Genomic DNA, 14,558 nt, shown 5'->3' with positions numbered 1-14,558 from the left:
CATTTCACTCCCGATCGGTATTGCGCAGATTGCGCGCACGATCCTGTTTTCTACTCAGCGATCAATCTCGCCAAACACAACGTCAATAGAACCAATAAGCGATGGAATATCGCTCAACAGATGGTTCTTCGCCAAAAAGTCCATTGCCTGAAGATGAGGATATCCTGGCGCACGGATTTTACAGCGATAAGGCTTATTTCCACCATCAGAGACCAGATAGACGCCGAACTCCCCCTTAGGAGCTTCAATAGCGGCATAGACCTCACCTGCGGGAACGTGGATACCTTCTGAGAACAGCTTGAAATGCTGGATCAGGGCTTCCATGGAACGTTTCATCTCTGTGCGTGATGGAAGACTGATTTTGCCATCAACGGCTTTAACCGGCCCTTTGCCATCAGGAGCACGAAGCTTCTGGATACACTGCTTCATTAGGTAAACGGACTGACGCATCTCTTCCATACGGATCACCTGACGATCATAGTTGTCGCCGTGGGAACCGACAGGAATGTCAAAATCCATTTCTTCGTAACATTCATATGGCTGAGACTTACGTAAATCCCATGCAACACCCGTTGAACGAACCATGGGGCCAGAGAAACCACGTGCCCAGCAATCTTCAATGGTGATGACACCAATATCAACGTTACGCTGTTTGAAGATGCGGTTGTCCATAACCAGAGCATCAAGGTCATCAACGAACTTCAGGAATGGATCGCAGAACTTCTCGATATCGTCGATCAGCTCTGGAGGAATATCCTGATGAACACCGCCCGGACGGAAATAATTGGCATGGAAGCGCGCACCAGAGGCACGCTCACAGAAAATAAGCAGCTTCTCACGTTCTTCGAAGCCCCAGACAGGTGGCGTCAATGCACCAACGTCCATGGCCTGTGTCGTAATATTCAAAAGGTGGTTCAGGATACGTCCGATTTCGCTGTACAGCACACGAATGAGCTGAGCACGACGCGGAACTTTAACACCCAGCAGCTTTTCAACGGCCAGACAGAATGCATGCTCCTGATTCATCGGAGCCACATAGTCCAGACGGTCAAAGTATGGCGTTGCCTGCAAATAAGTCTTATGCTCGATCAGCTTCTCTGTGCCGCGATGCAGAAGACCGATATGCGGATCACAGCGGCGAACGACTTCGCCTTCAAGCTCAACAACCAGACGCAACACACCGTGCGCGGCAGGGTGCTGCGGACCAAAATTGATCGAGAAATTGCGGATATTATGTTCGGCCATTGGCTACCCCTCTCCGCTCTTAACCCTGAGCCTTTTCATCACCGGGCAGCACGTAGTCTGTGCCTTCCCATGGTGACATGGCATCAAAGTTTCTAAATTCCTGTGGCAGCTTTACAGGCTCATAAATAACACGTGCCTGTGCTTCGTCATAACGAACTTCGACATAGCCCGTAAGCGGGAAGTCCTTGCGCAGCGGAAAGCCTTCAAAACCGTAGTCTGTCAGCAGGCGACGCAAATCCGGATGGCCGTCAAACACAATGCCATACATGTCATAAGCTTCACGCTCAAACCAGTCAGCGGCAGGCGTAAACGCAACGATGGACGGTACCGGGGTATTCTCGTCCGACTGAATTTTAACGCGAACACGCTGGTTTAAAGCCGGTGACAGCAGATGGTAGACAACATCAAACCGCTTTTCACGATTTGGATAGTCAACGCCACACAGATCAATGAGGCAGACAAACTTGCAATGCTCATCATCGCGCAGAAATGTCAAAACATTGATGATCTCAGCAGCTTCGGCAGAAACCGTCAGCTCACCTACGGCAACATTAAAGCCAACAATCTTAGCCCCAAGAGAATCAGCAATATGTTTGCCGAGCTCATTAAGGGCTGCTGCGGTATCAGTTGCTTTTAGAGAATTATCCATGAAGCACCTGATCAGCGTTCGATGTTGCCAGTACGGCGGATTTTCTTCTGCAAGAGCAGAACTCCGTAAAGCAATGCCTCCGCAGTTGGAGGGCAGCCAGGGACATAAACATCAACCGGCACAATACGGTCACATCCGCGAACAACCGAATAGGAATAATGGTAGTAACCACCACCATTGGCACAGGAACCCATGGAAATAACATAACGGGGCTCTGGCATCTGGTCGTAAACACGACGAAGGGCCGGAGCCATTTTGTTTGTCAGAGTTCCGGCGACAATCATAACGTCAGACTGACGGGGCGAACCACGCGGCGCAAAACCAAAACGCTCAACGTCATAGCGCGGCATGGAAACCTGCATCATTTCCACCGCGCAGCAGGCAAGACCAAAGCTCATCCACATCAGGGAGCCATTACGGGCCCATTTCACCAGCTCGTCAAGATTGGCAACAATAAAGCCTTTATCTGCCAGCTCGTTGCTGACAGATGCAAAGAAGGGATCGGTCTGGTTTGCAGCGGTTGGAACAGATGCTGTTGCAAGCTGCCCTTTGGAAGGGTCGATTAATCCCATTCTAAGGCTCCCTTCTTCCATTCATAGACGAACCCGATTGTCAGTACCCCAAGGAATACCATCATCGATATAAAGCCAAACCAGCCAAGTGCTCCAAATGTGATGGCCCATGGAAACAGGAAGGCAACTTCAAGATCGAAGATAATAAAAAGGATAGCGACGAGATAAAATCGCACATCAAACTTCATACGTGCGTCATCGAAGGCGTTAAAACCACACTCGTAAGCCGAGAGCTTAGCCGGGTCCGGATTTGAAACAGCCGTCAGAAATGGCGCAACAAGCAACCCAATACTGATTACTAACGAAACGCCGATAAAGATTACCAGCGGTTGATATGCACTTAGAAGGTCAGTCATTGCAGCACCCTGTCCAAGCTATGGAGTGGGACCTCCGAAAAGGCGTCATCCAAACCCAACATTTCCGTAAAGGTAGCAGGACAACACTTGTGGTGATGGATTAACCCACCAGCTGGCCTGTGACAAGTGCGCACAGGGGGTAATTTTTATTTTTTATAAAGAAGAACTAGAAGGTCTCAGGAGAAAACAGGAAAAACATACTATTCTACTTTAGTATTATTATCCTAAAAGATGTATGAAAACAGAGAATTAGAACCGAAAACCAAAAAGGCCTGAGAAGGCTCAAGCCTGACAGCAAACATATAAATCTCTGATGAAAAAAGTGGCGCGGATGACGGGGCTCGAACCCGCGACCTCTGGCGTGACAGGCCAGCACTCTAACCAACTGAGCTACATCCGCGTGAAACAGATACTTACCCGTGGCAAGCACCGTTCGATGCGCTTGGATAGACCAAGCAGCGCTGACTTGCAAGCCACCTCGACAATTATTCAAGAAAAAATAGTAAATAGGATAAAAACGAACGTTACCGCGAGCGCGGAATAGCGCCAACAACCCTTGGAAAGTATATATTTAATTTTAAAGGGAAGTGGCGCGGATGACGGGGCTCGAACCCGCGACCTCTGGCGTGACAGGCCAGCACTCTAACCAACTGAGCTACATCCGCGTAGCAGCCTTTACAAGAAGGCGATGCGGCGATTTACGGGGCCAACGCATTAATGTCAAGCCATTCTCAAAAAATAAAACACCTTCATATGCAAAATGATACATTTTACCCAGAATACAGTCGTACAAAGTACTCCTTATCTTGAATATATACCTCTGACCTAATCAGATTACATCATGTGAATCAGGTCATACTTTATTGGGATATTACAAAATGCAGGAAGCCGGAGAAAGCCCCCCGACTTCCTGCAAAACTTGAAACCCACCTTTTACAAAATCAGTTTCCAGACTATCACAATCTACGACGTGCTAGACTAAAGCGCGTCATTTAATTTTCAGAGTTTCCGTGGCTCACCACTTCATGTTGACACCAAGACGACCATTCCAGCTCTGACGGCCCTTGTTATCCAGAGAGTGCTGATAGGCACCTGTCATGAACAGATTGATACTATCTGTCACCTGTGCACTACCGCCTGCCCCTATTTCACCCCATGTACCGCCAAGCGCAGTTGTCGTCTGGTAAGGCGAAGAACCCTGCAGGGTAGTAACCATTGTTTTGTAATCACCCTTGAACTCATGCCAGACATTGGCTCTCATCCAGGCTGTAACCAGGCGCTGATCGGTATCGCTACCCATATTCCAGTTATGGGCAACCCGGACACCGAGACGACCACGAAGACTGTCACTATTCTGGAAGTGGAATATACCGTAGTTATCATTCGTATCGTTGAAGGTGACATTCTGGTAGATGAGCTGTGCCTGCGGTTCAACTACCCAGTCAGAAGTAGGCTTGAAGCTATAGCCTCCTTCGATCGAGGCCATAAAGCCGAAGCCATCTGGCTTGGTCTGTTCACCCCTTACCGACCGGGTTTCGGCTGAATACCAGGTTCCCTGAACAACGGCGTCTGTATACCAGCCAGAGGCCGCATAGTGTGTCCAGTAGGCCCCGACGGAAGTTGCATCAAGATCAACAGAACCTGCCTTTACGTCACTCACATCACGCACCTTACCCGAGACCTGACCGTAACCGACATATACGCCAGCCTTATCCAGCGTACCGTCAGCCTGTTCATTGGCATAAACGTCAAGGCCAACCTGAACACCACCAAGGGTATAACCATAATCAGCACCAGAACGAACGAAGTTGTTGCGGCTCTTCTCACCTTTATCAGCAAATATTCTTGCCCATCCGGCGGTAACAAAGCGCTGGCTGTCAGTGAGGCCCTGTACTGGAACCCGAACGACACAACGGTAGTTCTGGGACGCATCTTTACATTTGACTTTACGCTCCTCGAAAACAGGGCCAGAGCTTATAAAGGCACCTGTACTACGCTCATGGAGTGTTCCAAGCATCGCATAACCAAATTCAGAAGCCAGTGGAGCAATCGCTGCGTTGGTCGGAACTTCGGGGCGCAGGCCATCCGTTGAACTTGGCAGCGGTATGGATGGCGTCTCTGGAGTTATGATCGGAGGCGTACGCAGATACCAGCCCTCACCTGAACCATCCAGTCCACCACGAAGCAAGCTGTACTCATAAGCACCTGCTGCAACACGGCTCGATAGCGTAAACGAACCTGCTGCTGTCGTTGCACCGTTTTGTGCCACGACAACCTGAATACCGTCACCAGTCGTCTGGGCACCCAGACCACCCTGATTAACGATAGACACGAAGTTCGAACCAGTAACAGTACCACCATCTATGATGATCTGGTCGGTTGCCGAACTGTCATTCGCCAGCGCTGTATGTAATACAAAGTTACCACCCTGCCCAACAAGACCACCAACTGTAATCGTATTGCCAATAGCTGAACCGCCAAGCTGAACAGTACCGGAGTTGGTCAATACGCCATTGATGGTGAAGTTTGAAGCCGGAGCAGTACTGTAAGTCGGGAGAGCGTTTAGAGCACTAATTGTGCCCGTATTTATGACATCCCCGTCAATAGTGCCGTTACCAGCCAGAGTTCCTCCTGAAGCGACACTAACGTTGCCACCAACGAAAGCAGTGGACATTGTGGAATAACCAACGACCAGCGTCCCCTCTTCAATACTGGTTAATCCGGTAAAGCCAGAAAGCGCCTGATCAACCGTCAGTGATCCCGTACCAGTTTTAAGGACGGTTCCCGTGCCTGTCACAGCATTACCAAGCTGCCAGTCTGTATCGGCAATGGCATTGAAAGTCCCTTCGGCCAGAATGGAGGCCGTCCCGAGATTCTTTGCTTCGGTTGCGCGCAATGCGGTGCCAGCCGCAATATCAAACTGACCTGTAAAAGCTGTACTGTCACCTGAAAGGGTAACATCAGATCCGTCACGCAGTTCGACGCGACCAGCCCCAGAGAGATTAACTGCCGCTGTACCGTTCGGAATAGCTGTCCATGTTGCATTGGTACCAGATAGGTCACCGAAGATCAGTGTATCTTCGGCAGCAGCGAGCTCAATCCCCTGCGCTGAATTAAAGGCATCAGCAGCATTGAGTTTCAACTCAGAGCCACCTTCAACCTCAACTTGTCCCGTATAGCCTGCCTGAGCACCATTCACCGAAACAATTGACGAATCGATCACAACGGTACCACCACCGGACAGAGTACCGCTTTCGATCAGACCGCCTTCCGTATTACCTGCTGCACGCTGCTGATCACTGATTGTGAAGGTCGAACCCGAGGCAATAACGGCACTCGCTCCAATACCGGTATTAAGCGCGCCAACAGTCTGGGAATAGCCTGCACTGTCAAAACCGGCATTGGCAGAGACATTCAGGATTGAAGTAAGGCCTAGAGCATTATCGACAGCCATTGCCAATGTCCCGGTCTGTACTGTTGTAATACCTGAATAGTCGTTCAGCGTATTCGACAGTGAAACCGTCTGCCCCGCACCAGCAGCAATGGCAAGATCGCCGGAACCTGTTAACTGGGCAGAAAGGTCAGCAGCAAGACCTGTTGCCCCAATGGCCGGAACAAGAACCAGTGCATCGTTCCCTGTACCAATCAGGTTAACCAGCTTAAGGCCATAACCAATATAAAGACCATCCTGAGTTAAGCCATCTGAGGCGCTCAGCAGGCGATAATCATAAGTCCCTTCGGCAACTTTTACGCCATTCTGGTCAATATCAAGAATCTGAGCATTGGAAATGACCACGCCACTCTGGTCAACAAGAGCCAGCGCCCCACCGGTACCATTTACATTCGCAGAACTGACCAGCTTGGTCATTGCTGTAATATCATCGTGCTGCAACAACGGTAAGGTGTTGCTTGGCAATGGCTGGCTATTGTCGATATCATCCGGCAGATTAACCTGAACCGTGCCGGTACCGGAAATATCAAGCTTGCCCGCTGTGATATAGCTCGTTGCAATAATCTGCGCAGGAGCAGTTGCATCGAATATCATTGTGCCGCCATTAAAAGTCAGGCCACCGATCACCTGATTACCTGTTCCCACAGTAGTAACTGAATTGACATCTACCTGAAGCGTTGCGTTGGTCAGCGCTGTCGTGTTGAGCCCCGAAAGCGCAAAGGTGCCCTGCCCCATCTGTAGCGTACCCGCAAAGGCAGAACCTGCACCTGAGCCAAAGTTAAAGGCATCCGTACCCGCATTCATCTGTGCAGAGATCACACCTGTACCGGACAGGGCATGGTTGAGCTCATACCCAGATGGGGACTGAATTGCCAATGTCGAAGTCGCATCAATAGATATCGCACCAACACCACCTGCCGTATCAGTCATCTTGATCAGATCAGATGTTGTAATGACCGACCCGTTCACCAGATTCATCACCTCAAAGTGATCTACATCGCTTGCTGACGAAAGGGTATGGGTTGCACCATCGAAGCTCAGCGTATCAGCACCACCACCAATGCCACCATCAAGAAACGTAAAGAGCGCATCACCCATAACGGTCACGTTATTGACACCAGTCGTGCCACTCACATTGATGACTGATGATCCCGCATACAACGTCGTATTGTTATTACCGGAACCAAGCGCGATATCTCCGTCAATCACACCCGAATTTCTGATTATATTGTAACCCGTCGCCGATACAATATTACCGGTAATGGTTGAACCAGCTTCATTGGTGAGCGTATTGTTGCCAGCTCCAAGATCAACAATACCGGTAATAATTGACTGGTTTACAACAGTTGCTCTGCCATTATCGCCAAGAAGAAGATTACCCGTTATGGTCCCGGCATTATTGACTTCAATGTTGCCACTAAGACCATTAATTCCGTTGAAGATCGCGATACCTGATGCAGCAGTGACTGTGGCTCCAGCCCCAATATTAATCTCTGTATTTCTAGATGTATGGCTTCTGACACGAATACCACTTCCCGTCCCGCTTCCACCAGTAACGGTTCCACCTGTAATATTTATTAAGACAGACCCAAAAATTGAATAAGCCTTAATTCCATCAGCATCTAAGCCTGTCGCCATTACAGTTCCGGCATTGGTTACAGTCACCGGACCTGAACCACTTGTATATGCTGCAATACCGTCCACATGTGGACCATTGGCAATAATCGTTCCTGTTGCAGTATTCTCAACAGTTACACTTTTGGTTGATGAGCCTGTATATGTCTGCCCAACCCACATAGCAGCATCACCAGTAAGAGCCGCAGTATTAGCTAAAGTACCCGTCGTTTCGATATAGCCTTCATTTAAGGCGCGCATAACAGCGTGTTCCGAACTACCTGAAACATAAACGCCGCGAACCAACGGGCCAACGCCAGACGCAATTATCGTCCCTGTAACGCTATTCGTGAATTCGGCCAAACCAGCCGTTGCACTTACACCAACAGCATATGCGGTGTAATTTGCGTTCTGTTGAATAACAACACTACCATTATTTACTATCCGCGAGATTGTGGTTTCTGAAAAGGTTCCCCTATTATTTGCAACAATCCCAATAACACCATTAGTTGCATTACCAATGGCGCGAACTGACCCATTGTTCTCAATATAAACTAAATCTGTTGTAGCTGATGTAATGTGGGCTGCACGAAGTTCCTGACCATTGCTACCCACATTGATTGAGGTGCCAGAACCAATAATAATTTCCCGGTTTCCACCCAAGGTAAAATCAGTATCCGTGGTGGTTATGAACAACCCTCTGCTGACCCCGGAAATTGTTACATCCCCAATTGTTTCAATGCGCATATCATATGCAATACTATTTGTACCAGATAGCGATATAGTTCCCGCAGTGGAAGGGCCGGTCGTATAATTTACAGGTGTCGTTGTTCCATCAACGATGATCGTAATATTGGTGTTATAAACGGCACCGTTAGGATTATTAGAATTACGCGTTCCATCGCATATAACAGTACCACCAGCGGCCACAACGCCGCACTCATTCAATGCGAATGACTTCTCTGATGACATGACCAGTAGAGAGAGGACTGAGACCCCATAAAACAAGTATTGAGCACTGCCTCGCAGCCATTTAGACTTTTTCAGTTCGCCCCGCATCTTATACATCCTTACAAATTGTATTTAAACCAACGCCCCAAGACGTTTCATTGTTTGATTTTCAGTCATATGCGCAGCCGTCATCGTTCTCGCCAAAGCAAGTTAAATTGAATCAACGTTCAATTTCCAAGAGCCAGCGTTACCAATGCTGACGATGCAACTTTGGTTTTTGAACGCAGGTTAACGAATATGTTTGAAACAGTGGTAGTTTGGATTTCTTAGAAGATTCTCTTCTTACCAATAGGCAATAAAAACCGTATTAGAGAGAAGGCTATTTCACTCCCTTGCAGACATCATATCTAAAAAAAGAAACAAGGGATCCTATTAATATTATTACGCCTTACACTGGATCGCCTTTAACTTCATATTATTAATACAACGATTCCATTTAACATTAAAACTGATTTCACATAAAATAATTTAAAATTTGCATTAAATAAATAATTAGACAAATTACATAATTGCAAAATAGCAATATTAACCTTTTCTTAACAAGCCTAAATGTTGTGTCATTTATATAAAGACAGTCTTCCTACTCTTCTCTCACCTAAAGATAACCGTCAGGCATTGAGAAAGCAGACGTATAATTAATAATAGTCTTTTCTTAAGTTTGGGCATTGTGTTGATACCGCCCCTTACCACAGCAGCTCATTCAACATCACAGTGTAGCATCAGCTCAACAAAGGCTGATACAGAGATAGTCTCAACCGGATACACAGTATCAAGCGACCTAAGCCTTACTGTTTTTAAGTTGAGTTAGAAAAGAAAACATTACTCAAGCCCGGCAGACTTCTGAGTAATCATATAATTTGCTGATTATGAGGAAATTTATGAGTGTTAACCGGTCTGCATTACTTTTCGCAAAAAGTACCGAATGAAACCGACAACCAAATGGTACCGCAAAGCTCTTGAGTACCTATGCTTTTTTATTGTTCTTATTTGGAAGTATGGTGGGCGATGACAGGCTCGAACTGCCGACCCTCTCGGTGTAAACGAGATGCTCTACCAACTGAGCTAATCGCCCATACTTTCTGTTTTCACGAATCTCGAAAACAGCCACACACTCTCTTAGAAAAAGAAGATCGATAACGCAAGCGGTATCGACCCTCTTTTTTGCATAAAACAGAAATTACTTTCCGTTAACTGCGTCCTTGAGGCCAGCGCCAGCACGGAACTTAGGTGTCTTGGAGGCAGGAACCTTAACCTTTTCACCTGTGCGGGGGTTGCGGGCTTCACCAGCTGCACGCTTCGTTACAACGAAAGTACCGAAACCAACGAGCTTAACTTCATCGCCCTTCTTCAGAGCTTCTGTGATAACTGCGAGAGCAGCATCAACAACTTCACCGGTCTGACCCTTTGAGAGTCCGGCCTTTTCTGCAACGGCGCTAATCAATTCGCCTTTATTCATAGTATAGTCCTCCGTTATGACGACGGCGTGCAACTACATAATTTGCCGTCGTTTCGGATATCCCGTGTGAAGCAAAGATTTTAAACGCGCAAGCCCTGAAATACAGGAAAAAGGCCATTTCCACCCAATTTCCATAAAAAAAAACCGAATTCCAAAAGAATCCGGTTTTTTTCTACCTTTTTCAGAGATTAGTGAGCAATCAAACCACTCGTATCTTCCTCCGCTCCGGGCGGTGGAGATTTGGCCGAATCGGCTCTTTCATCCCATTCAATCGGCTCTGGCATGCGCACAAGTGCGTGCTGGAGAACCTGATCCATGGTGGACACAGGGATGATCTCCAGACCATTTTTAATGGTGGCAGGCATGTCAGCAAGATCCTTCACATTCTCTTCCGGAATGATAACCCGCTTGATACCGCCACGCAGAGCAGCCAGAAGTTTTTCCTTCAGACCACCGATTGGCAGAACGCGGCCACGCAAAGTCACCTCACCTGTCATGGCAACATCACGGTGAACCGGAATGCCTGTCATGATGGATGTGATAACCGTTGCCATACCGATACCGGCTGATGGGCCATCTTTCGGGGTTGCACCTTCTGGAACGTGAACGTGGATATCCTTACGTTCAAACACCGGAGGTTCAAGCCCAAGAGTTGTGGCACGCGAGCGAACATAGGTTGCTGCGGCCGTGATCGATTCTTTCATCACGTCGCGCAGGTTACCTGTCACCGTCAGCCTGCCCTTACCCGGAAGAGCAATACCTTCGATGGTCAGCAGCTCACCACCAACCTCAGTCCATGCAAGGCCTGTAACAATACCAACCGAATCCTTTGTCTCTGCTTCACCAAAACGATATTTCGGTGGGCCGAGGTAATCGGCGATATTCTTGGCAGTAACCGTTACACTCTTGACCTTGGAAATCAGGATTTCCTTGACCGCCTTACGCATCAGGTTGGAGATTTCGCGTTCAAGATTACGAACACCAGCCTCACGAGTATAACGGCGCACCAGCTCAAGCAGACCATCTTCAGTGATGTTCCACTCATTATGAGCAAGGCCATGTTTCTTTTCAGCCTCTGGAATCAGATGCTGTCGGGAAATCTCAACCTTTTCCTCTTCCGTGTAACCAGCCAGACGAATGACTTCCATACGGTCAAGAAGAGCCGGAGGAATATTCAATGTGTTGGCTGTGGTCACAAACATCACATTCGACAGATCATAATCTACCTCAAGGTAGTGATCACTGAATGTGTGGTTCTGTTCCGGATCAAGCACTTCAAGCAAGGCCGCAGATGGATCACCACGGAAATCCATTCCGAGCTTGTCAATCTCATCAAGCAGAATCAACGGATTGTTGACCTTGGCCTTACGCATGGACTGGATGATCTTGCCTGGCATAGAACCGATATAGGTTCTGCGATGTCCGCGAATCTCAGCTTCATCACGCACACCACCCAAAGCCATACGAACAAACTCACGGCCTGTTGCACGGGCTATGGACTTGCCAAGTGATGTCTTACCAACACCGGGAGGGCCAACGAGGCAAAGAATGGCACCTGTCACCTTATTGGCACGCTGTTGCACAGCAAGGTATTCGACAATGCGTTCCTTAACCTTCTCAAGACCATAGTGATCGGCATCAAGAACTTCCTGAGCAATGTTCAGGTCCTTCTTAACCTTTGTACGCCGTCCCCATGGAATACCAAGCAGCCAGTCGAGGTAGTTGCGAACAACTGTTGCCTCAGCTGACATAGGAGACATCTGGCGCAGCTTCTTCAGCTCCGCATGTGCCTTTTCCTTGGCTTCCTTGGAAAGCTTGGTCTTGTTGATCTTCTCTTCGAGCTCTGCAAGCTCATCCCGACCATCCTCGTCGCCGAGTTCTTTCTGGATCGCTTTCATCTGCTCATTCAGATAGTACTCGCGCTGTGTCTTTTCCATCTGGCGTTTGACACGGGTACGAATACGCTTTTCCACCTGAAGAACAGAAATCTCGCTCTCCATCAGCCCCAGAACTTTCTCAAGGCGCTGAACGACCGTTGGAGTTTCAAGAACTTCCTGTTTCTCGCTGATCTTTACAGCAAGATGGGAGGCAATCGTATCGGCAAGCTTTGATGCATCAGTAATCTGTCCGACGGCAGAAACCACCTCCGGAGAGACCTTCTTGTTCAGCTTGACGTAATTTTCAAATTCGGAAACGACCGAACGTGCAAGAGCTTCAGCTTCAATCTGGTCACCCAGATCATCTGTGAGAACTTCTGCTTCTGCAGAATAGAAATCATTGACCTGTGAATAGGCTTTGACCTTGGCACGTCCTGCGCCTTCAACCAGAACCTTTACAGTGCCATCTGGAAGTTTCAATAGCTGAAGAACAGATGCAAGGGTGCCAACTTTATAGATAGCATCGACCTCTGGATCATCATCTCCAGCATTTATCTGTGTTGCCAGCAGAATATGCTGCTCGTTGCGCACGACCTCTTCAAGGGCGCGAATGGATTTTTCACGACCAACGAAAAGCGGCACAATCATATGCGGAAACACAACGATATCGCGCAAAGGCAAAACGGCATAAGTCCCCGATGTGCCTGGAACGACCGGCTTGCGAGACTTGTTTTGTGTCATAAAGACATTCCTTTCCACACCGCCCAATAACTCCCTTTAGCAAAAGCAGACTTATGGGCTGACTACCGGCGGCTCACATTCACAACAGGTCAAGGCTGAGGAATTGCCTCCGGTACGTAGTTCGCACCTCTTGAGATGAGCATACATAGCTACGCATCATACTAAGTGGCGCTTCATATTCTGAATTTCAAGCGCAGCAATATACGCGAAGAGCAGACAATCGCAAATCACTATAAAAATAAGCAAATATCTGCTTGCAGTTATTAAGCTGTTGCGGAGGAACTGTCATCTTTCCGATCGCCATGAATGAAAAGGGGCTTAGCCTTTCCTTCAACGACCTCGGGACCAATGACAACCTGCTCGACAGAATCAAGGCCTGGAAGATCATACATTGTTTCCAGAAGGATGCCTTCCATAATGGAGCGCAGACCGCGGGCACCTGTACGGCGTTCAATGGCCTTACGGGCAATCATGCTGAGCGCTTCATCCTGGAATGTCAGATCGACCTTTTCCATTTCGAACAGGCGCTGATACTGTTTAACCAGAGCGTTCTTAGGCTCCTTGAGGATTGTGACAAGAGCAGCCTCGTCCAAATCTTCAAGGGTTGCCAATACTGGCAGACGACCAACGAACTCGGGGATCAAACCGAACTTCAGCAAATCTTCTGGCTCAACTTCGCGGAAAATCTCACCGGTGCGGCGATCATCGGGAGCCTGAACAGATGCATTAAAGCCGATAGATGTACCCTGCCCCCTTTGGGAGATAATGCGCTCAAGACCAGCAAACGCACCACCACAGATAAAGAGGATATTGGTTGTATCAACCTGCAGGAATTCCTGCTGAGGATGCTTACGACCACCCTGAGGCGGAACAGAAGCAACCGTTCCTTCCATGATCTTCAGCAATGCCTGCTGGACACCTTCACCAGAAACATCGCGTGTAATGGATGGATTATCTGATTTGCGGGAAATCTTGTCGATTTCGTCGATATATACAATGCCACGCTGTGCGCGTTCGACATTGTAATCGGAAGCCTGAAGAAGCTTCAGAATGATATTCTCGACATCTTCACCGACGTAACCGGCCTCTGTCAGAGTTGTGGCATCAGCCATTGTAAAGGGAACATCGAGAATGCGCGCAAGCGTCTGCGCCAGCAGCGTTTTACCCGAACCTGTTGGCCCAATCAGCAGAATATTCGATTTGGAGAGTTCAACGTCACTATTCTTGGAAGCATGAGCCAACCGCTTATAGTGGTTGTGAACAGCGACAGAAAGAACCTTCTTCGCAGTATCCTGACCAATGACATAATCATCGAGGACGCCACGAATTTCCTTAGGTGTCGGCACACCTTCATCGGACTTAACAAGAGAAGACTTGGTTTCTTCGCGGATAATATCCATACACAGCTCAACGCATTCATCACAGATGAACACTGTTGGGCCGGCAATCAGCTTACGAACCTCATGCTGGCTCTTGCCACAAAAAGAGCAATACAGAGTGCTCTTTGTTTCGTTATTGCCAGCCTTGGTCATATCTTCTCTCCGAAAAACTATTAAAACCCATGAACTGCTTCACAATATGAACCA

General features: G+C 48.2%; 8 protein-coding genes and 3 tRNA genes. All 11 read right to left on the bottom strand.

Translation table 11 applies throughout. From position 1 onward, the window contains the following. Positions 1 to 54: 54 nt before the first annotated feature. Positions 55 to 1,245: an NADH-quinone oxidoreductase subunit D gene (locus WJT86_RS06750; RefSeq protein ID WP_346336768.1), complete on the bottom strand. Its 1,191-nt coding sequence runs from the start codon at positions 1,243 to 1,245 to the stop codon at positions 55 to 57. Between the two features lie 19 nt (positions 1,246 to 1,264). After that, positions 1,265 to 1,894 (bottom strand): NADH-quinone oxidoreductase subunit C, encoded by a 630-nt coding sequence (locus tag WJT86_RS06745; RefSeq protein WP_346336767.1) that lies wholly within the window; start codon positions 1,892 to 1,894, stop codon positions 1,265 to 1,267. Positions 1,895 to 1,905: 11 nt separating this feature from the next. After that, positions 1,906 to 2,466, bottom strand: a complete 561-nt coding sequence (locus WJT86_RS06740) for a NuoB/complex I 20 kDa subunit family protein (RefSeq protein WP_346336765.1) — start codon at positions 2,464 to 2,466, stop codon at positions 1,906 to 1,908. Further along, positions 2,457 to 2,822 carry an NADH-quinone oxidoreductase subunit A gene (locus WJT86_RS06735; protein ID WP_346336764.1) on the bottom strand — a complete coding sequence of 122 codons (366 nt, stop codon included), beginning with the start codon at positions 2,820 to 2,822 and terminating at the stop codon, positions 2,457 to 2,459. Before WJT86_RS06735 ends, WJT86_RS06740 begins: the two co-directional genes overlap by 10 nt. 323 nt (positions 2,823 to 3,145) lie before the next feature. Then, a tRNA-Asp gene (locus tag WJT86_RS06730) sits at positions 3,146 to 3,222 on the bottom strand. Between the two features lie 188 nt (positions 3,223 to 3,410). Further along, a tRNA-Asp gene (locus tag WJT86_RS06725) sits at positions 3,411 to 3,487 on the bottom strand. Between the two features lie 350 nt (positions 3,488 to 3,837). Then, a complete protein-coding gene (locus WJT86_RS06720; RefSeq protein ID WP_346336763.1) occupies positions 3,838 to 8,859 on the bottom strand; it encodes an autotransporter outer membrane beta-barrel domain-containing protein in 5,022 nt (1,673 codons plus the stop codon). A gap of 1,035 nt (positions 8,860 to 9,894) precedes the next feature. After that, positions 9,895 to 9,970 (bottom strand) — tRNA-Val (locus WJT86_RS06715). A gap of 105 nt (positions 9,971 to 10,075) precedes the next feature. After that, positions 10,076 to 10,372 (bottom strand): HU family DNA-binding protein, encoded by a 297-nt coding sequence (locus WJT86_RS06710; RefSeq protein ID WP_346337063.1) that lies wholly within the window; start codon positions 10,370 to 10,372, stop codon positions 10,076 to 10,078. A 170-nt stretch (positions 10,373 to 10,542) separates the two neighbouring features. Then, positions 10,543 to 12,972, bottom strand: a complete 2,430-nt coding sequence (gene lon, locus WJT86_RS06705) for an endopeptidase La (RefSeq protein ID WP_346336761.1) — start codon at positions 12,970 to 12,972, stop codon at positions 10,543 to 10,545. Positions 12,973 to 13,235: 263 nt separating this feature from the next. Continuing rightward, positions 13,236 to 14,504 carry an ATP-dependent Clp protease ATP-binding subunit ClpX gene (clpX, locus tag WJT86_RS06700; RefSeq protein WP_346336760.1) on the bottom strand — a complete coding sequence of 423 codons (1,269 nt, stop codon included), beginning with the start codon at positions 14,502 to 14,504 and terminating at the stop codon, positions 13,236 to 13,238. Positions 14,505 to 14,558: the final 54 nt, after the last annotated feature.

Source organism: Hohaiivirga grylli, assembly GCF_039655745.1.
GTDB classification, from domain to species: domain Bacteria; phylum Pseudomonadota; class Alphaproteobacteria; order Rhizobiales; family Beijerinckiaceae; genus Hohaiivirga; species Hohaiivirga grylli.
The sequence above is the reverse complement of the archived record's forward strand: the minus strand, read 5'-3'. Positions and strand labels throughout refer to the sequence as shown.

Coding starts and splice junctions, on each gene's coding strand:
- WJT86_RS06750 (WP_346336768.1), bottom strand. CDS start 1,245: ATGGCCGAACATAATATCCGCAATTTCTCGATCAATTTTGGTCCGCAG.
- WJT86_RS06745 (WP_346336767.1), bottom strand. CDS start 1,894: ATGGATAATTCTCTAAAAGCAACTGATACCGCAGCAGCCCTTAATGAG.
- WJT86_RS06740 (WP_346336765.1), bottom strand. CDS start 2,466: ATGGGATTAATCGACCCTTCCAAAGGGCAGCTTGCAACAGCATCTGTT.
- WJT86_RS06735 (WP_346336764.1), bottom strand. CDS start 2,822: ATGACTGACCTTCTAAGTGCATATCAACCGCTGGTAATCTTTATCGGC.
- WJT86_RS06720 (WP_346336763.1), bottom strand. CDS start 8,859: ATGTCATCAGAGAAGTCATTCGCATTGAATGAGTGCGGCGTTGTGGCC.
- lon (WP_346336761.1), bottom strand. CDS start 12,972: ATGACACAAAACAAGTCTCGCAAGCCGGTCGTTCCAGGCACATCGGGG.
- clpX (WP_346336760.1), bottom strand. CDS start 14,504: ATGACCAAGGCTGGCAATAACGAAACAAAGAGCACTCTGTATTGCTCT.